This is a genomic window from Pseudomonas sp. Pseusp16 (assembly GCF_047324915.1).
GTDB lineage: Bacteria > Pseudomonadota > Gammaproteobacteria > Pseudomonadales > Pseudomonadaceae > Aquipseudomonas > Aquipseudomonas fluorescens_CD.
Genome location: NZ_CP168522.1, coordinates 6,045,343 through 6,065,000, shown reverse-complemented (window position 1 = coordinate 6,065,000; position 19,658 = coordinate 6,045,343). Strand labels below are relative to the sequence as shown.

At 59.3% G+C, this 19,658-nt stretch carries 18 protein-coding genes (1 of these 18 running past the window's edge); 8 read left to right on the top strand and 10 right to left on the bottom strand.

The window, feature by feature from the left end; translation table 11 throughout:
• The 8 genes from msrP to mrcB form a co-directional block, all read right to left on the bottom strand.
• A protein-coding gene (gene msrP / locus ACEN8Q_RS27580) for a protein-methionine-sulfoxide reductase catalytic subunit MsrP (RefSeq protein WP_413704010.1) crosses the window boundary here: on the bottom strand, positions 1–1,008 show its 5' portion. Its footprint begins 6 nt before the window's first position; the window shows 1,008 of its 1,014 coding nt (coding positions 1–1,008); its start codon is at positions 1,006–1,008; the stop codon falls past the left edge of the window.
• A 58-nt stretch (positions 1,009–1,066) separates the two neighbouring features.
• On the bottom strand, positions 1,067–1,921 hold the full coding sequence (gene pssA / locus ACEN8Q_RS27575; protein ID WP_057400427.1) for a CDP-diacylglycerol--serine O-phosphatidyltransferase: 855 nt from the start codon (positions 1,919–1,921) through the stop codon (positions 1,067–1,069).
• A 144-nt stretch (positions 1,922–2,065) separates the two neighbouring features.
• A complete protein-coding gene (gene ilvC, locus ACEN8Q_RS27570) occupies positions 2,066–3,082 on the bottom strand; it encodes a ketol-acid reductoisomerase (RefSeq protein WP_003228216.1) in 1,017 nt (338 codons plus the stop codon).
• Between the two features lie 45 nt (positions 3,083–3,127).
• The gene (ilvN, locus tag ACEN8Q_RS27565; RefSeq protein ID WP_003205610.1) at positions 3,128–3,619 is read right to left on the bottom strand and encodes an acetolactate synthase small subunit; all 492 of its coding nucleotides are present in this window, start codon (positions 3,617–3,619) and stop codon (positions 3,128–3,130) included.
• Between the two features lie 2 nt (positions 3,620–3,621).
• Complete coding sequence (locus ACEN8Q_RS27560) at positions 3,622–5,346, bottom strand: acetolactate synthase 3 large subunit (protein ID WP_413426283.1); 1,725 nt, start codon at positions 5,344–5,346, stop codon at positions 3,622–3,624.
• A gap of 483 nt (positions 5,347–5,829) precedes the next feature.
• Positions 5,830–6,165, bottom strand: coding sequence for a YqcC family protein (locus ACEN8Q_RS27555; RefSeq protein ID WP_413704009.1), 336 nt, complete (start codon positions 6,163–6,165; stop codon positions 5,830–5,832).
• Positions 6,165–6,902: a tetratricopeptide repeat protein gene (locus ACEN8Q_RS27550; protein WP_413426287.1), complete on the bottom strand. Its 738-nt coding sequence runs from the start codon at positions 6,900–6,902 to the stop codon at positions 6,165–6,167. The genes ACEN8Q_RS27555 and ACEN8Q_RS27550 overlap by 1 nt, the downstream gene beginning before the upstream one ends.
• Before the next feature lie 16 nt (positions 6,903–6,918).
• Positions 6,919–9,237, bottom strand: a complete 2,319-nt coding sequence (mrcB, locus tag ACEN8Q_RS27545; protein ID WP_413704008.1) for a penicillin-binding protein 1B — start codon at positions 9,235–9,237, stop codon at positions 6,919–6,921.
• Positions 9,238–9,352: 115 nt separating this feature from the next.
• Here mrcB and ACEN8Q_RS27540 point away from each other — a divergent pair, with 115 nt between their 5' ends.
• The 4 genes from ACEN8Q_RS27540 (at position 9,353) to ACEN8Q_RS27525 (ending at position 12,670) form a co-directional block, all read left to right on the top strand.
• The gene (locus ACEN8Q_RS27540; protein WP_413704007.1) at positions 9,353–10,909 is read left to right on the top strand and encodes an AAA family ATPase; all 1,557 of its coding nucleotides are present in this window, start codon (positions 9,353–9,355) and stop codon (positions 10,907–10,909) included.
• A 91-nt stretch (positions 10,910–11,000) separates the two neighbouring features.
• Complete coding sequence (locus ACEN8Q_RS27535) at positions 11,001–11,345, top strand: pentapeptide repeat-containing protein (RefSeq protein ID WP_008020496.1); 345 nt, start codon at positions 11,001–11,003, stop codon at positions 11,343–11,345.
• Positions 11,346–11,590: 245 nt separating this feature from the next.
• On the top strand, positions 11,591–11,863 hold the full coding sequence (locus ACEN8Q_RS27530; protein ID WP_008020494.1) for a TfoX/Sxy family protein: 273 nt from the start codon (positions 11,591–11,593) through the stop codon (positions 11,861–11,863).
• A gap of 489 nt (positions 11,864–12,352) precedes the next feature.
• Positions 12,353–12,670 (top strand): Rieske (2Fe-2S) protein, encoded by a 318-nt coding sequence (locus ACEN8Q_RS27525; protein WP_008020493.1) that lies wholly within the window; start codon positions 12,353–12,355, stop codon positions 12,668–12,670.
• Here the strand turns inward: ACEN8Q_RS27525 and sfsA are convergent.
• Together sfsA and ACEN8Q_RS27515 are read right to left on the bottom strand one after the other, a co-directional pair.
• Entirely contained in the window at positions 12,667–13,380 is a 714-nt protein-coding gene (sfsA, locus tag ACEN8Q_RS27520) for a DNA/RNA nuclease SfsA (protein WP_413426294.1), read from the bottom strand. The two genes, ACEN8Q_RS27525 and sfsA, sit on opposite strands and share 4 nt — an antisense overlap.
• On the bottom strand, positions 13,380–14,552 hold the full coding sequence (locus tag ACEN8Q_RS27515) for a pyridoxal phosphate-dependent aminotransferase (RefSeq protein ID WP_413426296.1): 1,173 nt from the start codon (positions 14,550–14,552) through the stop codon (positions 13,380–13,382). The genes sfsA and ACEN8Q_RS27515 overlap by 1 nt, the downstream gene beginning before the upstream one ends.
• A gap of 335 nt (positions 14,553–14,887) precedes the next feature.
• On the opposite strand from ACEN8Q_RS27515, the gene dksA reads away from it, so the two are divergent.
• The 4 genes from dksA to ACEN8Q_RS27495 all read left to right on the top strand — a co-directional run bounded on the left by dksA (position 14,888) and on the right by ACEN8Q_RS27495 (position 19,646).
• Positions 14,888–15,328 carry an RNA polymerase-binding protein DksA gene (gene dksA / locus ACEN8Q_RS27510; RefSeq protein ID WP_007995322.1) on the top strand — a complete coding sequence of 147 codons (441 nt, stop codon included), beginning with the start codon at positions 14,888–14,890 and terminating at the stop codon, positions 15,326–15,328.
• Between the two features lie 229 nt (positions 15,329–15,557).
• Positions 15,558–16,454 carry a tRNA glutamyl-Q(34) synthetase GluQRS gene (gene gluQRS, locus ACEN8Q_RS27505; RefSeq protein WP_413704006.1) on the top strand — a complete coding sequence of 299 codons (897 nt, stop codon included), beginning with the start codon at positions 15,558–15,560 and terminating at the stop codon, positions 16,452–16,454.
• A gap of 77 nt (positions 16,455–16,531) precedes the next feature.
• Positions 16,532–16,708 carry a hypothetical protein gene (locus ACEN8Q_RS27500; RefSeq protein WP_003176118.1) on the top strand — a complete coding sequence of 59 codons (177 nt, stop codon included), beginning with the start codon at positions 16,532–16,534 and terminating at the stop codon, positions 16,706–16,708.
• Complete coding sequence (locus ACEN8Q_RS27495; RefSeq protein ID WP_007971103.1) at positions 16,692–19,646, top strand: sensor histidine kinase; 2,955 nt, start codon at positions 16,692–16,694, stop codon at positions 19,644–19,646. Before ACEN8Q_RS27500 ends, ACEN8Q_RS27495 begins: the two co-directional genes overlap by 17 nt.
• Positions 19,647–19,658: the final 12 nt, after the last annotated feature.

The window sequence follows — 19,658 nt, the reverse complement described above, 5'->3', positions numbered from 1 at the left end:
ATTCACCCTCAGGTCGAGCCCCGTATATAGAGAGGCGACTTCCTCTGAATAGCCGTTGAACATTTGCGTGTCGCGCACATTGGGTTTGAGCAACCCACTGGGCAGGCGGCGTTCACGAGCCTGAGTCCAACGAGGATGATCAACGGTGGGATTCACGTTCGCATAAAAGCCATATTCATCCGGCGCAATGCTCTGCCAGGTGGTTTTCGGCTGCTCGCCGACCAGACTGATGCGCACAATGGACTTGATGCTCTTGAAACCGTATTTCCAAGGTACCACCAGACGCAGCGGCGCACCGTTTTGATTAGGCAACTCACGCCCGTACATGCCTACCGCGAGAATCGCCAACGGGTTCATCGCCTCATCCAGACGCAGCCCTTCTATATACGGCCAGTCGATCAAGGCAAAACCGGAGCGCTGACCCGGCATGCTCTTGGGATCCTGCAGGGTTTCGAAGCGGATGAATCTGGCTTTCGAGGTCGGCTCGACCTCCTTGAGCAAAGCCGAGAGGGGAAAACCGATCCAGGGAATGACCATCGACCAGGCCTCCACGCAACGCAGTCGGTAGATTCGCTCCTCCAGCTGATACGGTTTCATGAAGTCTTCCAGCGCATAACGCCCAGGCTTGCCCACCTCCCCGTCCACCACCACCGACCACGGTTCCGTCTTCAGCGCGCCGGCATTGGCGGCCGGATCACCTTTGTCGGTGCCGAACTCGTAGAAGTTGTTGTAGTGGGTCGCGTCCTTGAACGGCGTGATCGCCTCATCCTTGGCGTTGACCGCGCCCCACTGGGTAGCCGTAAGCTTTTCGCTGAACCAGGCAGGCGCCTTGCCGGGCTCTACATCCGGATAACGCGCCGCCTCACCGGCAACACCCCACCGAGGCAGGCTGCCCAGAGCGAAGCCGGCAACCGTGGCACCGAGCACTTTGCGTCGAGACAGATAGAGGGATTCAGGCGTGACGTCCGACTCATGGCAGTCGGACGCTTTGGAGACTTTGATCAGCATGGTTACTCCGCAGCTTTGGAGGACAGATGCACCCATAGACTGCGGAGTATGAGGGAAATTACGCGCTCTTGTTACGGCGAAGGCGTAACAGGTATTGAACCGGACCGGAGGCTGCGTAGGCGAGAAACACCAGCAGCAGGATGCGCGGCGGATCACTGAACACCACTGCGAAGACCAGCACCACAGCGAGAATCGCCACGAAAGGCACTCGTCCCTTCAGGTCCAGCTCCTTGAAGCTGTTGTACTTGATGTTGCTGACCATCAGCATGCCGGCCGCAGCAACCATCAGCGCCACCAGGAAAGACATCTTGGAGCCCTGGATACCGTAATCGCTGAACGCCCAGACGATGCCCGCAACAACACCCGCCGCTGCCGGGCTGGCCAGGCCGATGAAGTAACGTTTGTCCGCCGTACCAACCTGAGTATTGAAACGCGCGAGACGCAACGCCGCACCCGCGACATAAACGAAGGCGACCATCCAGCCAACCTTGCCCATATCACCCAAGGCCCAACCGAAGGCCAGCAATGCCGGCGCAACACCAAAGGCGACCATGTCCGACAGCGAGTCGTACTCGGCACCAAAGGCGCTCTGGGTATTGGTCATGCGCGCGACCCGGCCATCAAGGCCGTCGAGCACCATCGCGACGAAAATGGCGATGGCGGCAAACGCAAAGTACTTGCTCGCATTCACCGAGTCGCCGGCGCTCAAGGCAGCCTGGGCGCTCATCGAGTTGATGATGGAGTAGAACCCTGCGAACAGGTTCGCAGTGGTGAACAGATTCGGCAGAAGATAGATACCACGATGCCGGACTTTACGACCTTCAGCGTCATGCCCTTCCTCGACATGTTCATCGATGGGCAGCAGGCTTTCGGCGTCAGAAGCCTGGTTTGGCTCTTCGGGGCGTTCGCTCATGGACATTACCTTGCAACGGGGTGGAGAGTTTGGACAGGTGTCTGGGACGACGGTTCGGCCACAAACGATGCAGCTTTATACCAGAACCGGCCTCCCAAACGAAAAAACGCGGCCTAAGCCGCGTTTTCTGTACAAGCGCGTGACTTAGTTTTTGGCTTTGTCGACGATCTTGTTGGCACCGATCCACGGCATCATGGAGCGCAGTTGCTCGCCGATGATTTCGATACCGTGAGCGGCGTTGTTACGACGCTTGGCGGTCATCGAAGGATAGCCGGTAGCGCCTTCGCTGATGAACATCTTGGCGTATTCGCCGTCCTGAATACGTTTCAGGGCGTTGCGCATGGCCTGACGGGATTCGGCGTTGATGACTTCAGGGCCGGTCACGTACTCGCCGTATTCGGCGTTGTTGGAGATCGAGTAGTTCATGTTGGCGATACCGCCTTCGTACATGAGGTCAACGATCAGCTTCAGTTCGTGCAGGCACTCGAAGTAGGCCATTTCCGGCGCGTAGCCAGCTTCAACCAGGGTTTCGAAACCGGCTTTGACCAGTTCAACGGTACCGCCGCACAGAACGGCTTGTTCGCCGAACAGGTCGGTTTCAGTCTCGTCCTTGAAAGTGGTTTCGATGATGCCGGTACGACCGCCGCCAACGCCGGCAGCGTAGGACAGAGCGACGTTCTTGGCGTTGCCCGAGGCGTCCTGGTAGATAGCGATCAGGTCAGGGATACCGCCGCCCTTCACGAACTCGGAACGCACGGTGTGGCCCGGAGCCTTCGGCGCGATCATGATCACGTCGAGGTCAGCGCGCGGCACAACCTGGTTGTAGTGGATCGCGAAGCCGTGGGAGAAGGCCAGGGTGGCACCTTTCTTGATGTTCGGCTCGATTTCGTTCTTGTACAGGGAGGACTGGAATTCGTCCGGGGTCAGGATCATGACCAGGTCGGCAGCTGCAACAGCGGAAGCAACGTCGGTCACTTTCAGGCCGTGGGCTTCTGCCTTGGCAACGGTAGCCGAACCTTTACGCAGGCCGACAGTCACGTCAACGCCGGAATCTTTCAGGTTGCACGCTTGAGCGTGACCCTGGGAACCGTAACCGATGATGGCAACTTTCTTGCCCTGGATGATCGACAGGTCGCAGTCTTTATCGTAGAAAACTTTCATGAATTTCCCCTATATCAGGCCGTTCAGGCCGTTCGCTAATTTGGTTTAGATGCTGAGTACTTTGTCGCCGCGGGCAATGCCGGTCACGCCACTACGGACGGTTTCCAGAATCGAGGCGGTGCCAATGGACTGAATGAAGCTGTCGAGCTTGTCGCTGGTACCGGTCAGTTGAACGGTATACACGCTGGCGCTGACATCGACGATCTGTCCACGGTAAATATCGGTAGTGCGCTTGATCTCGGCGCGCTGGGCGCCGGTGGCCTTGACCTTGACCAGCATCAGTTCACGCTCGATGTGAGCACTCTCCGACAGGTCGACCAGTTTTACCACTTCGATCAGCTTGTTCAGGTTCTTGGTGATCTGTTCGATGATCTCATCGTGACCGACAGTGGTCAGCGTCAGACGCGACAGGGTCGGGTCTTCGGTTGGGGCCACGGTCAGGCTTTCGATGTTGTAGTTGCGCTGCGAGAACAGACCAACCACACGAGACAGAGCACCGGGTTCGTTTTCCAGAAGCAAGGAAATAATGTGCCGCATGATTAGGTACGCTCCGTCTTGCTCAGCCACATATCGCGCATGGAGCCGTCTTTGATCTGCATCGGGTAGACGTGCTCGCTGGTGTCGACCGAAATATCGATCACCACCAGGCGATCCTTCATGGCGAACGCCTCTTCCATCTTCGACTTCAAGTCTTTCGATTCGGTGATGCGTACGCCGACGTGGCCGTAGGCCTCTGCCAGCTTGACGAAATCAGGCAGCGATTCCATGTAGGAATGCGAGTGACGGCTGCCGTAGCTCATGTCCTGCCACTGGCGAACCATCCCCAGCACACCGTTGTTGAGGATGACGATCTTCACCGGCAAACCGTATTGCAGGCAGGTCGACAGCTCCTGGATGTTCATCTGGATACTGCCCTCGCCGGTGACGCATGCAACGTCAGCGTCAGGGAAGCTCAAGGCGATGCCCATGGCCGCCGGCAGACCGAAGCCCATGGTGCCCAGGCCACCGGAGTTGATCCAGCGGTTCGGCTTGTTGAACTTGTAGTACTGCGCAGCGAACATCTGGTGCTGGCCCACGTCGGAGGTCACAAAGGCATCGCCCTTGGTCACTTCGCACAGGGTTTCGATCACGGTTTGCGGCTTGATCTTGCTGCCGTCGCCCTTGTCGTACGGGAACAGATCGCCGTCACCACGCCACTCATCAACCTGCTTCCACCAGCTGGCCACGGACTCCTTGTTCGGGGTCTCGCCGATTTCCTTGAGGATCGCGACCATTTCGGTCAGGACACTCTCAACCGGACCAACGATTGGCACGTCGGCCTTGATGGTCTTGGAGATCGAAGCCGGGTCGATGTCGATGTGGATGATCTTGGCGTTCGGGCAGAACTTCGACGCGCCATTGATGACACGGTCGTCGAAACGCGCACCGACAGCGAGGATCACGTCAGCATGGTGCATCGCCAGGTTGGCGGTGTAGCTGCCGTGCATGCCGAGCATGCCGATGAACTGACGGTCGGTGCCAGGGTAGCCACCGAGGCCCATCAGGGTATTGGTCACTGGCAGGTTAAGCATCTTCGCCAGTTCGGTCAGTGGTGCGGAACCACCGCCGAGGATCACGCCGCCGCCCGAGTACAACACAGGACGCTTGGCCGCCAGAAGCATTTCTGCCGCCTTGCGGATTTGACCGGAGTGACCGCGAACAGCCGGGCTGTAGGAACGCAGCTTGGCCTTTTTCGGGAAGACGTATTCGAACTTCTCGGCCGGGTTGGTCATGTCTTTCGGGATATCGACAACGACCGGGCCAGGACGACCGGATTGCGCCAGGTAGAACGCCTTCTTCATGACTTCCGGGATTTCCGACGCATGCTTGATCATGAAGCTGTGCTTCACGATTGGCCGGGAGATACCGATCATGTCGGTTTCCTGGAAAGCATCGGTGCCGACCATGGTGCTCGGAACCTGGCCGGAAATGATCACCATCGGAATGGAGTCCATGTAGGCCGTGGCGATACCGGTGATGGCGTTGGTTGCACCCGGACCGGAAGTCACCAGCACCACGCCGGCTTTACCGGTGGCACGGGCGTAGCCGTCAGCCATATGGGTAGCCGCTTGCTCGTGACGAACCAGGATGTGGGTCACTTCCGGTTCTTTGAACAGGGCATCGTAGACATGAAGAAGAGCACCACCCGGGTACCCGTAGATATATTTGACGCCTTCGTCGCGCAAAAAGCGGACGAGCATCTCACCGCCAGATAAAAGCTCCACGTTGCTCACCTCTAAAACGCCAGAATACCGCCCACGAAAAATGGGACGGGTCTTAATAGGTTTACTTCTCAGCAGAGCATGAGCGACGGTGGTCGCCGACTACGTCAGCACTGACTGAGCAAGTATTGGGATCGTCCCAAGTGTTGCGGGCCTTTCCCACCCAGCGCGAGGTAACGCGTTGCGGGTGTAACAGGTCGACGCGGATATGCGCCTCATGATCTGCTGAGAGGGTCTGCTTCTGGCAGTCCCTGTACAGCGGACTTTGGATTCTTCTGTTTCGCCCTTCGCAAGTCAAGTCGTCTATGAGCTTTATTCTAGTAAGCACATGAGAACGCAAGAAAAAACCTGTAAATCCGCTGTGTGTTAGCTTCAATTGCGCAAGTTTTGGCAAAAAATTGGCACGCGCATGCACTTAGGCTGCAACGGCCGACAAAATAGCGAGAGATTGTGGACAACTGCCAGCGGACGCTGGCAGCTTCTGGCTCAGCGAGACGCTGTGATCAGTTGATCAAACTGTTTGAGCAATTCCTGCAACTGCCGATCCTTGCCCTGGACATTGCGTCCGGCAAAGACCATTTCGGCCATTTCCTGAATGCCCGAAGCATTGGGTAGCGGCAAATTCTGCTCGAGGATCATCTTCATGCGTGGCAGGAAGATCCATTGCAGCCATTGCTCGAAATCCAGTGTATCGACCGAAAACGGTTCGACGCTGGAAAGCGCTTCAGCAGATGGCGAGACTTCATCCCACCATCCTTGCACGCGCAATTCGCGCTCGATCAACAGCAGTTGATCGGCGATTTTCAGAAAGCGCGTATCCATCACAGCGTTACCTTGGCCTTCTGACGAGCCAATGCCGCGCCCTGGGAGTCACCCTGTTTTTCACGCGACTGGCCAATCAGTTCCCACAAGTTCGCCTGAAGGGCTGGACGACCATTGGCAAAGGTCAGCCCGCGGCGAGCGAACTGCTCGGCCTGGGCCGCATCGCCTTGAGCCATCCGCACCTGCGCCAGACGGTAAAGCACCTGCGGTTCACGCGGAGCAACGCGCTGGGCGCGCTCGAGACTGGAAGAGGCACCATTGAGATCACCGCTCACCTGCTGCTGTTGAGCCGTGGTCAGCAGAGCCAATACCGGGCCGTCGAGTTGCTCGTCGGCAGACAGCCCGCCCGAACTGGCTGACGGAATACCGCTTGGCGACGACGGCATGATGTAGCTGCCCTGATTGAGCGGCGCCGACTGGATCGGCGACGTGTCAATCGGCCCCGGCGTGATCGGACCCGGGGTGATCGGCGTGGTGCTGATCGGCGTTGAAGTCGTTGCAGCCCCTGGCACCATCACCACGACGCCGCTGTCACCTTGCGGAATCGCCTGGGCCCGCGCCTGACCTTGTGCAGGGCGCTTGACGGTCGTCTGGCGGAAGCCGCCATTGGCCGAGATCCGCTCACTGTTGGACACGGCGGTGCCGGAATCCACAACCGGAATCGAGCCACGTTGTACGGTGGAGCAACCGCTGAGCAAAGCTACGGCGGCAACCGCTGGAATCAACCACTTGTTCACTTGAAGCCCTCTTTGCTTAATTCATCCAGCCCTTGACCCAATCCATCACCGTCTCGGCAGGGTTTTCACCACCGCAGGCGGCGCCGGGAGGCGGTTCGCTGCCGCGAATATACGGCATCTGCACGGCACCGGGGCAACCGGCATCAGAACCTTGCCCGGTTCGCGAATCAACCCAGGCCTGAACGATATTGTCCGGCTGTGGCATGTCCAGGGGAAGTGGATCGGCCTTGCGCATGAAGCTGGTCCAGACCTGCAAGGCCCCGGTGGCGCCAGTGAATGGCGTCTTGCCGTTGTCGTCGCGACCCAGCCAGACCACCGCCAGCAAGTCCTGGCTGAAACCGGCAAACCAACTGTCCCGCGAGTCGTTACTGGTACCGGTTTTACCCGCCAGGGTCAGAGTCCTTGGCAACACGTTATAAACCGAGCTGCCAGTACCTTCACGCATCACACGCTGCATGGCGCTCTGGATCAGGTAAATGGAGGCCGGATCGAAACGCTGCTGAATCTGGAACGGATAACGCTTGAGCGGCTCGCCCTCGGCAGTCAGCACGCTACGGATCCCGCGCATCGGCGTATTGAAGCCTCCATTGGCGAGGGTCTGGTACATGGTCGCGACTTCGATAGGCGTCATGCCGCCAGCGCCGAGCAACATCGACGGGAAGGCCGGGAACTCACGAGTCACACCCAGGCGCGCCAGCGTCTTCAGGACGTTCGGCACGCCGACCGCCAGACCGAGACGCGCGGTCGACAGGTTGTAGGAATGCGCCAGGCCTTGATAAAGGAAGACGGTACCGTGAGAACGACGATCGTAGTTCTGCGGTTTCCAGACCTGGCCGTCGGCGCCCTTGACCGAGAAGGATTCGTCCGACAGCCAACTGGTCAATGTGTACTGGCTAGGCTTCTCCAGCGCAGTCAGATAAACCGCAGGCTTGATCAGCGAGCCGATCGGCCGTACCGCATCCAGCGCCCGGTTGAACCCGGCAAAGCTGGCCTGGCGACTGCCGATCATGGCCTGTACTTCGCCGGTCTCCGGGTTGGTCACCACCATTGCCGCTTCGACGTCATCGGAACCCTTGCGCCCGGCCAGGCGCTTGAAGGTGTCGTTGACCGACGCCTCGGCCTTCATCTGCAGGATCGGGTCGAAACTGGTGAAGATCCGCAGACCTTCCTCGGTCAAGTCTTCGTCGCGATAGTCTTCGCGCAATTGACGCTTGACCAGATCGAGGAAGCCGGGGAACGAGCTGTCCGCCAGACTGCCGCGCGTGGTCACCCCCAGCGGCATTTTCTTCGCGGCCTCAACCTGCTCGGCAGTCGCGACGCCCTGCTCTTGCAGGACATCGAGCACCAGATTGCGCCGCTCAAGGGCACGCTCTGGATTACGACGCGGGTTATAGGAAGAAGGCCCTTTGACCATGCCCACCAGCAGTGCGACCTGATGCAGCTTGAGTTCGGCCAGTGGCTGGCTGAAGAAGAACTGGCTGGCCAGACCGAAACCGTGCACCGCGCGCTGACCGTCCTGCCCGATAAACACCTCGTTGAGGTAAGCCTCGAGGATTTCGCGCTTGTCGTAATGCAGCTCAAGCAGCAGCGCCATCATCGCTTCGGTGAGTTTGCGGCTCAGGCTGCGCTCGTTGGTCAGGTAGAAGTTTTTGACCAGCTGCTGAGTCAGCGTACTGCCGCCCTGACGCATGCGGCCGGCCGCACCGTTGACCCAGATTGCACGGGCGATCGACTTCGGCGAAACACCAAAGTGATGATAAAAATCGCGGTCCTCGACAGCCACCAGCGTTTCAAGCAAGTACGGCGGCACCTGATCGATCTTGATCAGGATCCGGTCTTCGAGGTTTTTCGGGTACAGACCGCCGATCAGCAGCGGCTCCAGGCGCACCACGGAAAGCTTCGAGTCCTTTGCTCCCGACAGTTCCGCCACGTAATCGCCAGAGAAACGCACGCGCACCGGCTGCGCTTGCTCCATGCCTTCATAGAACTGGAAGCCACGGGTGTTCAGGTCAACGGTATTGCCGTTGACCGACGCAGCTCCCGGACCGTTAGCCACGCTTTCACGGCGATAGCCCAGGGCATCGAGCTCGGTGAGGAAATCGTCCCTGCTCAGCTTTTGTCCGACGAACAGCTCGAGCGGGCGCGCGTAAACCTTGGCCGGAATGGTCCAGCGCTTGCCGGAGAACTTCTCCTGGACGATTGCATCAAGGTAAACGGCGAATCCGGCCAGCACTACCAGGCCGACCAGACTGAGTTTAATGGCCCAGCCCAACCAAGGGCGCAGGCCCCTGGAGGGTGGTTTTTTTGGGGTGCGGGGAGTTCGAGTACGAGTCATGGCGGCGGATTATACGCACTTTATTCATACCCGACAGGAGCGCTCCGAGGTTTGCGCCAAGCGGAGTTACGGCCATAATGGCCGCCTTGATTTTCCAGACTCTGAAGGATCGCCCGTGAGCCAGTCCCTGATCGCTGCCCTGCAAAACCCTGCCCTCTACCCGCATCCTGTAGACGGATTCCAGGTCATCGAAACCCATATTTCCTGGGTCGTTCTCACAGGCCCCTTCGCCTATAAAGTGAAGAAGCCGGTCAATTTCGGTTTTCTCGACTTCACCAGCCTTGAAGCTCGCGAACACTTTTGCACTGAAGAGCTGCGCCTGAACCAGCGCCTGACTGACGATCTGTACCTCGAAGTGCTGCCCGTCACCGGCAGCGCCGAGGCTCCGCAACTGGGCGGCGAAGGCCCGGCCATCGAATATGTCCTGAAGATGCGCCAGTTCCCGCAAAACGGATTGCTGAGCACCCTTCAGGCCAATGGCGAACTGACCACCGCACACATCGACGAGATGGCCGAACAAATCGCCCGCTTCCACCTCAGCGCACCGAAAGTGCCAGCCGAGCATGAGGCCGGCACCCCGGACAGCGTCATGGCGCCAGTGCGGCAGAACTTCGAACAGATCCGTCCGTTCCTCAGCGACAAAACCGACCTGCTGCAACTCGACGCCCTGCAAGCCTGGGCCGAAAGCAGCTTCGAGCGCCTCAAACCACTGTTCGCCCAGCGCAAGGCCGAAGGTTTCATTCGTGAATGCCACGGTGATATCCACTTGGGCAACGCGACCGTGATCGATGGCAAGGTCGTGATCTTCGACTGCATCGAATTCAACGAACCGTTTCGCTTTACCGACGTTTATGCCGACACCGGCTTCCTGGCCATGGACCTGGAAGATCGCGGCCTGAAGTGCCTCGCGCGTCGTTTCATCAGCCAGTACCTGGAGCTGACCGGCGACTATCGCGGCCTTGAACTGCTGAACTTCTACAAAGCCTACCGCGCACTGGTTCGCGCCAAAGTCGCCCTGTTCAGCATGCCGGCAGAAGCGACTGCCGTGCAGCGCGCCACAACCCTGCGCCAGTACCGCAACTACGCCAACCTGGCGGAAAGCTACAGCACCATTCCTTCGCGCTTCATGGCCATTACCCACGGCGTTTCCGCCGTCGGCAAGAGCCATGTCGCCATGCGCCTGGTCGAAGCCCTGGGCGCGATTCGCCTGCGCTCCGATGTCGAGCGCAAGCGTCTGTTCGGCGAGCAAACCGTCGAGAATGACGTACAGGCCGGCATCTATAGTGCCGACGCCAGCGCAGCGACCTATGCCCGCCTGCACGAAATTGCCGACGTCATTCTGCGTGCGGGCTTCCCGGTGGTGGTCGATGCCTCTTACCTCAAGCGTGATCAGCGTGACAGCGCCGCGAAGGTGGCCGAGGCCACCGGCGCACCGTTCCTGATTCTCGACTGCAATGCGCCACAGGCCGTGATCGAAAGCTGGCTGGCTGTGCGCCAGGCAGACAAAAAAGACCCGTCCGACGCCACCCTGGCTGTTATCGCAGCCCAGCAAGCCAGCCGTGAAGCGCTGACGCCCGCGGAAATCCTCTGCAGCAAGCGTGTGCAGACCAATGAAAGCGGGACTCTCGATACCGTTGTGGCACAGATTCGCCAGCGCCTGCCAGGCCTGTAGGAAACTATTTCAGTCGTGAGGCCGGCACTGGCTTCACGACTGTCAAATAGTGGCACTATACTGGCGTCATAAAACCATCAGGTGATGCGACATGAGCCAGCCGAAACTTCTCGACACTCCGCTTTATGCCCTGCTGCACAAAGACGACATCAGAGGCTTCAACAGTGAACGCCCCAAGGATGGCCCCATCGATATGGTGGGTGGAGACTTCCGGGGGCTGGACCTGCGCGAGCTGAATGCTGACGGCGTGGACTTCAGCGACGCCTACTTCCGTTCCGCCGACTTGCGCGGCATCGATTTTCGCAAGGCGAATCTGGAAGGCGCGAGCCTGGCCCACGCGCAAATCTCCGGCGCCTACTTTCCAGTGGAACTCAGTGCCGACGAAATCCTGATGTCGATGAACTTCGGCACGCGATTGCGCTATCGCACCCGCTGATCAACGTCGCTGACTGACACGTCCAGCGCCCACATTGCGCTGGACTGCGGGGCATATTCACCCGTAATTCCTGATTGTTCCCCGCCTCTTCCTCCCGCGTTCGCAGACTTTTCACACACTGCCAATACTCGCCTCTTAGAAGCATTTGCGTCGAAAACGAGCAAACAATCACGCTTTTCCTGCTGATGGCTACACTCCTCAGAAGATTGCCCACGATCTCCATTCGGCCATCGCAAGGAGGCTTGATGAATGATGAACTGCAACACCTGAAGAATCTTGGCAAGACGTCAGCGCAATGGCTGCATGCCGTGGGCATCCATAGCGCTTCGGACTTGCGTCGCCTCGGGGCGGTGGATGCTTATCGGGCCGTGCGTACGCGCGGCTTTCGAGCGTCCAAGGTGTTGTTGTACGCAATCGAAGGCGCCCTGATGGACGTTCACTGGAATGACATACCTGCTGAGCGCAAGGAGGCGTTGAATAGACAACTGGAAGCCATCTCTTCACGCCACAAGAACTGATACGACAAAATTTACTGAAGCCTTGCAAGCTGACACCCAATGATTACGGGGCCTGCAGTCGAAAATCCGGCAATTCGAAAAGAATTCGGGAAACAGCGGTTGACTTGGTAATGAGAATCGATATGATTATCACAACTGGTCGCGAGACTGGTCGATTTTCTGAAAAGCCCTTGGTTCGGACTCTCAGATTATCTCCTCATCAGGCTAATCACGGTTATTTGACCCGGCTCTTGCCGGGTCTTTTTTTGCCTGTGGAAAAGTACTTACCGGATCAGGTGACGGATGCCCCATGCAGATCACGGCGACGCGGGTGATCAAGCCCATAAACAGCTTCCCTTTAAAGGTTTCCCGGGCATCGAAGGAGCAGGCCAAGTATCCTCGACGACAGACACTTGTACCCAGCGGGCAAGACGGTCATTTGATAATTTGTAGCATTTAACCATCAAGCTCGGACATCTCCGGTCACGAGCTGCGGGACCGAGGATAGACATGAAGTTGCTTTGCGCAGGCGCCGTGCTGGTCAACGACAGCAGCCGCGGGTTCGACATCGATGGTCAAAAGCTTTTTGCGGTGCGTCGCAGCGGGCAGGTTTTTGTCTACATCAATCGCTGCCCACACCGGGGAGTCGGTCTGGAGTGGCATCCCGACCAGTTTCTCGACCCCAGCAACAGCCTGATCCAGTGCGCCACCCATGGCGCACTGTTCCTGATCGAAGACGGTGAATGCGTCGCCGGCCCTTGCGCGGGGCAAGCCTTGACCGCCGTGGCCTGTCGCGAAGATGAACAAGGGATCTGGATCAGCCTTTAGCCGCCGGGCAACACTTCCAGACGTCGATCCACCACCATCTCTTCATGGGTCAGGCGCACGCCATAGGCCAGCACTTCGACCCCACAGGCCACCGCCTCACGCAAGGCCTGCGCATAAGCCGCATCGATTTCCTGCGCCGGACGAACGGCCTCGATGTCGGTCAGGCAAACGCAGTACAACTGCACCGCGCGAATACCGTCCCTGGCCAAATGGGCCAGCTCCCGCAGATGCTTGGCGCCACGCTGGGTGACCGCATCGGGAAACGCCGCCACCGCCGTACCGTCGAAGCCCAGGGTCACGCTTTTGACTTCGACGTAGGCCGGCCCGTCGGGGTAATCAAGGCGAAAATCGATGCGACTGTTTTCCTGACCATAAGCCACTTCACGCTTGAGCCCGGTAAAGCCGTTAAGCTCAGTGATGACGCCCGCGCGTAGCGCCTCTTCGACCAAACCATTGGCCCGGGCGGTGTTCACGCAAAACAGCCGCCCTTGCGGGGTTTCACCGATCTCCCAAGTGCCGGGCAACTTTCGTTTCGGGTCGTTGGAGCGGCTGAACCAGACCTGCCCGCCCTCGACCTGACAATTGAGCATCGAGCCGGTATTCGGGCAGTGAATGGTCAACAACTCGCCGCCAACGGTTTCGATATCGGCGAGAAAACGCTTGTAACGACGAATCAGGCGACCTTCTTCGAGTGGAGGATGAAATCGCATCAGCCTTGCCAGCTCCGCAACCCACGGGCAATGCGCTCGACCGCCTCCTGCAAACGCTCGAGATTTTGCGTATAGGCGAACCGCACATGATGCCCGGCCTGGTAACGCCCGAAATCCAGCCCCGGGGTGAATGCCACATGCTCGGTTTCGAGAAAGTGTTTGCAGAACGCGAAGGCATCGCCGCCGAACTTGCTGATATCGGCGTACAAATAGAAAGCACCCTCCGGCTCCACCGCAATGCCGAAGCCCATTTCCCGCAAGGCCGGCAGCAGATAATCCCGACGCCGGCCAAATTCGGCGCGACGCTCTTCGAGAATGCTGATGGTTGCTGGCTCGAAACACGCCAGTGCAGCGTACTGCGCCATGCTTGGGGCACTGATATAGAGATTCTGGGCGAGCTTTTCCAACTCACCGACGGCAGCGTCGGGGGCTACCAGCCATCCCAGCCGCCAACCGGTCATCCCGAAATACTTCGAAAAACTATTCAGAACGAACGCACTGTCGTCGACTTCCAGCACGCTGGCCGCATCGGTGCCATAGGTCAGGCCATGATAAATCTCGTCGACCACCAGATGACCGTGACGCTCCTTGATTGCGACAGACAGCTTCGCCAGCTCGTCGCGGGTCAGGATCGTGCCGGTCGGATTGGCCGGTGACGCCACCAATGCGCCAACGCTGTCGTGGTCCCAATGACGCTCGATCAGGCCGGGCGTCAATTGATAACGCACATCGGGACCGACCGGTACCAGTTGTGCCGCGCCTTCCACCAGTCGCAGGAAATGCCGGTTACACGGGTAGCCCGGGTCCGCCAGCAGCCAGTGCTTACCGGGGTCTACCAGCAAAGCGCTGGCCAGCAGCAACGCGCCGGATCCGCCGGGGGTGATGAGGATGCGCCGAGGGTCGATGTTCAAACCATAACGCTGCTGATAAAAGCCCGAGATGGCCTCGCGCAGCTCCGGAATACCGCGCGCGGCGGTATAACGGGTCCGCCCTGCCGCCAGCGCAGCCTGGCCGGCCTGGATGATCGGTTCGGCGGTGGTGAAGTCCGGCTCGCCGATTTCCAGGTGGATCACATCATGACCGGCTGCCTGCAATTCATTGGCCCGCGCCAACAGCGCCATGACATGGAAAGGTTCGATCGCGCGACTGCGGGCACTGTAGGGCTGAGCCATTGGCCTTCCTTCAACAGGGGAAAAAAGCCGATTCTACCCAAGCGCAGGAACGAGCGAGAACCTAAAGCGGTCAGAGGCCTTATAACCCCGACCACAAACGACTCAAGCGCTTACGCAAGGTTTGACTAAAATCAATAATTGAGCAGGGTTCCAGAGCCACCAGACAACGGTTTGTCATCATTGGCAAGCACCATGTGCCGCGAGCTCGACATCCGGGAGTAGCGCGGCCCGAGTTGATCTGGTAAGTTCGCCCGCTTGCAGCCGCGGGGCCGGCAGGTGTCGGTGATGGAGCAATCCTGCGCAGATGGATTACAAGAGTAGAGGCGGTCTATTTCATGTCCACCCAAGCAAAGCAGCAAAACCAGACGATCAGCGGCTTCGAGCCCTATGTTCAGAAAGCCGGCGAAGAGTACATGGGCGAGCCCATGCGCAAGCACTTCACCAAGGTTCTGAATCAGTGGAAAAAAGAGCTGATGGAAGGTGTCGACAAGACCGTGGACCACATGAAGGACGAAGCGGCCAACTTTCCTGATCCGGCAGACCGTGCCAGCCAGGAAGAGGAATTCGCCCTCGAACTGCGTGCCCGCGATCGTGAACGCAAGTTGATCAAGAAGATCGACAAGACCCTTCAGCTGATCGAAGACGAAGAGTACGGCTGGTGTGAATCCTGCGGCATCGAAATTGGTGTCAAGCGCCTCGAAGCACGCCCTACCGCCGACCTGTGCATCGACTGCAAGACCCTGGCGGAAATCAAGGAAAAGCAAGTCGGCAAATAATTGCGACTTGATCGAAGAACGGAGCGTGCGAACGCTCCGTTTTTGTTTCCAAAATTCGCTGATGCCCGTTGCGATTAAAATCGCCATCACTGTAGGAGCGAGCTTGTTCGCGATGAACCTGAGAACGCCGCGGGGTACCAGGCTCCCAGCGTTATCGTTGACGGCAATCGCGAGCAAGCTCGCTCCTACAGGAATCTGACGACCGCCTGGAATAAGTAGCCTTGCCCTGATGACCGCCACCACCTCCCCCACCTACATCGGGCGTTTCGCCCCGACGCCCAGCGGCCACCTGCATTTTGGTTCACTGGTCGCCGCGCTGGCCTCCTACCTTGACGCGCGCTCGGTGGGCGGACGCTGGCTGATGCGCATGGAAGACCTTGATCCGCCCCGTGAAGAACCCGGCGCCCAGGCGGCCATTCTCAAGGCTCTGGAAAGCTATGGCTTCGAGTGGGATGGTGACCTGGTCCGCCAAAGCGAACGGCACGATGCCTACGCCGAGGTGATCGATCGCCTGTTCAATCACGGCCTGGCCTACGCCTGCACCTGTTCACGCAAACAGCTGGAACCGTATAACGGGATTTATCCGGGGCTGTGCCGCAATGCCGGCCATGGCACTGACGATGCTGCCATCCGCCTGCGCGTTCCGGAACTGGAATACCACTTCCTCGACCGGGTGCAGGGCGAATACCGCCAACACCTGGGCCGGGAAGTCGGCGACTTCGTGATCCGCCGCCGCGACGGGCTCTACGCCTACCAATTGGCCGTGGTCCTGGACGATGCCTGGCAGGGCATCACCGATATCGTTCGGGGTGCCGACCTGCTGGACTCCACGCCCCGCCAGCTCTACCTGCAGGAACTGCTCGGCCTGCCTCAACCGCGTTATCTGCATATCCCGCTGATTACTCAGCCTGATGGCAATAAACTGGGTAAATCCTACCGTTCGCCGCCGTTGACCGAGGATCAGGCAACGCCGCTGTTGCTGCGGGCGCTGCGGGCACTGGGACAGAACCCGGGAACCGAACTGGCTTACGCCACGCCACGGGAAGTGTTGAACTGGGGCATTGCCCACTGGGATGCTTCATTGATCCCGCGCACACTGAACCTGCCCGAGGCACAGCTATTGTGATCGCACTTGCAGTGGCGCGCCCATCCGTTACCATCGCCGCACGTTTTCGGGCACGCGCATAAAAAAGAGAGGCCGGGATGTACATCTATCGCTTGGTCCTGCTTTTGGTAGTGGGGATTTACCTGTTTTCCCCGGCCATCATGGATTGGTGGATCGACGCCACTGGCGCCTGGTATCGCCCTTATCTGCTCTGGCTGATTCTGATCGTCGTGACCTTCATCCTGCAGAGCCAAAAAGATGCCGATGAGCTTTAGCCTGACCCAGATGATCCTGATCAGCGCCGCGTACCTGGCGGTGCTGTTCGGCGTGGCCTGGATCAGTGAACGGGGCATGATCCCGCGGGCGATCATTCGCCACCCGCTGACCTACACCCTGTCACTGGGCGTCTACGCCAGTGCCTGGGCGTTTTACGGCACCGTGGGCCTGGCCTATCAGTATGGCTACGGTTTTCTGTCCAGTTACCTGGGTGTCTCCGGGGCATTTCTGCTGGCGCCGGTGTTGCTCTACCCGATCCTGAAGATCACCCGCACCTATCAACTGTCGTCTTTGGCGGACCTGTTTGCCTTCCGCTTCCGCAGCACCTGGGCCGGAGCGCTGACCACGATTTTCATGCTGGTCGGCGTACTGCCGCTGCTGGCCTTGCAGATTCAGGCGGTCGCCGACTCCATCGGCATTCTCACCCGCGAGCCGGTGCAGAATCGCGTGGCCCTGAGCTTCTGCGCATTGATTACGCTGTTCACGATTTTCTTCGGTTCCCGCCACATCGCCACCCGCGAGAAGCATGAAGGCCTGGTGTTTGCGATTGCCTTCGAGTCGGTGATCAAGCTGATCGCCCTCGGCGGTGTCGGGCTGTATGCGCTTTACGGCGTGTTCGACGGTCCGCAACAACTTGAGCTCTGGCTACTGCAAAACCAGACCGCACTCGCTGCCCTGCACACACCTTTGCAGGAAGGCCCGTGGCGTACGCTGTTGCTGGTGTTCTTCGCCTCGGCGATCGTGATGCCGCACATGTATCACATGACCTTTACCGAGAACCTCAACCCGCGCTCGCTGGTCAGTGCGAGCTGGGGCCTGCCGCTGTTCCTGCTGCTGATGAGCCTGGCGGTGCCGCTGATTCTCTGGGCCGGCCTGAAACTGGGCGCCACCACCAATCCGGAATACTTCACCCTGGGCATCGGCATTGCCGCCAACAGCAAGGCACTGGCGTTGCTGGCGTACGTCGGCGGGCTCTCCGCCGCCAGCGGCCTGATCATCGTCACTACGCTGGCACTGTCCGGAATGGCCTTGAACCACCTGGTGCTGCCGCTGTACCAGCCACCGGCCGAAGGCAACATCTACCGCTGGCTGAAGTGGACCCGCCGGGCGCTGATTGTCGCGATCATCATGGCCGGCTATGGCTTCTACCTGATGCTCGGTGCAGAACAGGACCTGGCCAACCTCGGCATTGTCGCGTTCGTCGCCACCTTGCAGTTCCTGCCGGGTGTGCTCTCGGTCCTGTATTGGCCGACCGCCAACCGCCGCGGTTTCATTGCCGGTTTGCTGGCGGGGATTCTGGTGTGGCTGGTGACCATGCTGCTGCCGCTGGTCGGCAATCTGCAAGGCTTCTACATTCCGCTGCTGAACATGATCTACGTGCTGGATGACACCAGCTGGCACATGGCAGCGATTGCCTCGCTGGCGGCCAACGTGCTGATGTTCACCCTGATCTCGCTATTCACCAACGCCAGCACCGAAGAAGCCAGCGCTGCCGAAGCCTGTGCCGTGGATAACGTTCGCCGCCCGCAACGCCGGGAACTGCACGCCGCCTCGCCCCAGGAATTCGCCACACAGCTCGCAAAACCATTGGGTGCAAAAGCGGCGCAGAAGGAAGTGGAACAAGCACTGCGCGACCTCTATCTGCCCTTCGACGAACGCCGGCCGTATGCCCTGCGCCGCTTGCGTGACCGCATCGAAGCCAACCTCTCCGGCCTGATGGGGCCGAGCGTGGCCCAGGACATGGTCGAGACGTTCCTGCCATACAAGGCCGGCGGCGAAAACTACGTCACCGAAGACATTCACTTCATCGAAAGCCGTCTCGAGGACTACCACTCGCGCCTGACAGGCCTGGCCGCCGAACTCGATGCCCTGCGCCGCTATCACCGCCAGACCCTGCAGGAATTGCCAATGGGCGTTTGCTCGCTGGCCAAGGATCAGGAAATCCTCATGTGGAACAAGGCCATGGAGGAACTCACCGGCATCGCTGCGCAGCGCGTGGTCGGTTCGCGCCTGAGTACCATTGCCGACCCATGGAAAGAACTGCTGCAAGGTTTCATCAATCTGCCGGACGAGCACTTGCACAAACAGCACCTGGCCCTCGATGGCCAGACCCGCTGGCTGAACCTGCACAAAGCGGCCATCGATGAGCCACTGGCACCGGGCAACAGCGGCCTGGTATTGCTGGTCGAGGACCTGACCGAAACCCAGATGCTCGAGGATAAGCTGGTGCACTCCGAGCGCCTGGCCAGCATCGGTCGACTGGCGGCCGGCGTAGCCCATGAAATCGGCAACCCGATCACCGGTATCGCGTGCCTGGCGCAGAACCTGCGCGAAGAACGGGAAGAAGACGGTGAGCTGAAGGAAATCAGCGGCCAGATCCTCGAACAGACCAAACGCGTATCGCGCATTGTCCAGTCGCTGATGAGCTTTGCCCATGCCGGCAGCCATCAACACAGTGACGAGCCCGTCTGTCTGGCCGAAGTAGCTCAGGATGCCATCGGCCTGCTGGCCCTGAACCGACGCAATTTCGAAGTGCAGTTCTACAACCTGTGCGACCCCGAACACTGGGTCGAAGGCGACCCGCAACGGCTGGCCCAGGTATTGATCAACCTGCTTTCAAACGCCCGTGACGCCTCGCCTCCCGGCAGTGCGGTACGGGTCAAGAGCGAAGCCGGCGAACACACGGTCGATCTGATCGTGGAGGACGAAGGCAGCGGTATTCCCTCGAGCATCATGGACCGATTGTTCGAACCTTTCTTCACCACCAAGGACCCTGGCGAAGGCACCGGTCTGGGCCTTGCACTGGTCTATTCCATCGTTGAAGAGCATTATGGACAAATCACCATCGACAGCCCGGCTGATGTTCAAAGCCAACGCGGCACCCGAATCAGGGTTACCTTGCCGCGTCATGTCGAAGCGACGTCCGCTGTGAACTGAGACCGTCGAGAG

Bases quoted from the DNA above. Each gene is read 5' to 3' on its own strand.
- pssA (WP_057400427.1), bottom strand. From the start codon at position 1,921: ATGAGCGAACGCCCCGAAGAGCCAAACCAGGCTTCTGACGCCGAAAGC.
- gluQRS (WP_413704006.1), top strand. From the start codon at position 15,558: ATGACCGCCACCACCTCCCCCACCTACATCGGGCGTTTCGCCCCGACG.
- ACEN8Q_RS27515 (WP_413426296.1), bottom strand. From the start codon at position 14,552: ATGGCTCAGCCCTACAGTGCCCGCAGTCGCGCGATCGAACCTTTCCAT.
- sfsA (WP_413426294.1), bottom strand. From the start codon at position 13,380: ATGCGATTTCATCCTCCACTCGAAGAAGGTCGCCTGATTCGTCGTTAC.
- ACEN8Q_RS27535 (WP_008020496.1), top strand. From the start codon at position 11,001: ATGAGCCAGCCGAAACTTCTCGACACTCCGCTTTATGCCCTGCTGCAC.
- dksA (WP_007995322.1), top strand. From the start codon at position 14,888: ATGTCCACCCAAGCAAAGCAGCAAAACCAGACGATCAGCGGCTTCGAG.
- ACEN8Q_RS27500 (WP_003176118.1), top strand. From the start codon at position 16,532: ATGTACATCTATCGCTTGGTCCTGCTTTTGGTAGTGGGGATTTACCTG.
- ACEN8Q_RS27555 (WP_413704009.1), bottom strand. From the start codon at position 6,165: ATGGATACGCGCTTTCTGAAAATCGCCGATCAACTGCTGTTGATCGAG.
- mrcB (WP_413704008.1), bottom strand. From the start codon at position 9,237: ATGACTCGTACTCGAACTCCCCGCACCCCAAAAAAACCACCCTCCAGG.
- ACEN8Q_RS27525 (WP_008020493.1), top strand. From the start codon at position 12,353: ATGAAGTTGCTTTGCGCAGGCGCCGTGCTGGTCAACGACAGCAGCCGC.
- ilvN (WP_003205610.1), bottom strand. From the start codon at position 3,619: ATGCGGCACATTATTTCCTTGCTTCTGGAAAACGAACCCGGTGCTCTG.
- ACEN8Q_RS27495 (WP_007971103.1), top strand. From the start codon at position 16,692: ATGCCGATGAGCTTTAGCCTGACCCAGATGATCCTGATCAGCGCCGCG.
- ilvC (WP_003228216.1), bottom strand. From the start codon at position 3,082: ATGAAAGTTTTCTACGATAAAGACTGCGACCTGTCGATCATCCAGGGC.
- ACEN8Q_RS27530 (WP_008020494.1), top strand. From the start codon at position 11,591: ATGAATGATGAACTGCAACACCTGAAGAATCTTGGCAAGACGTCAGCG.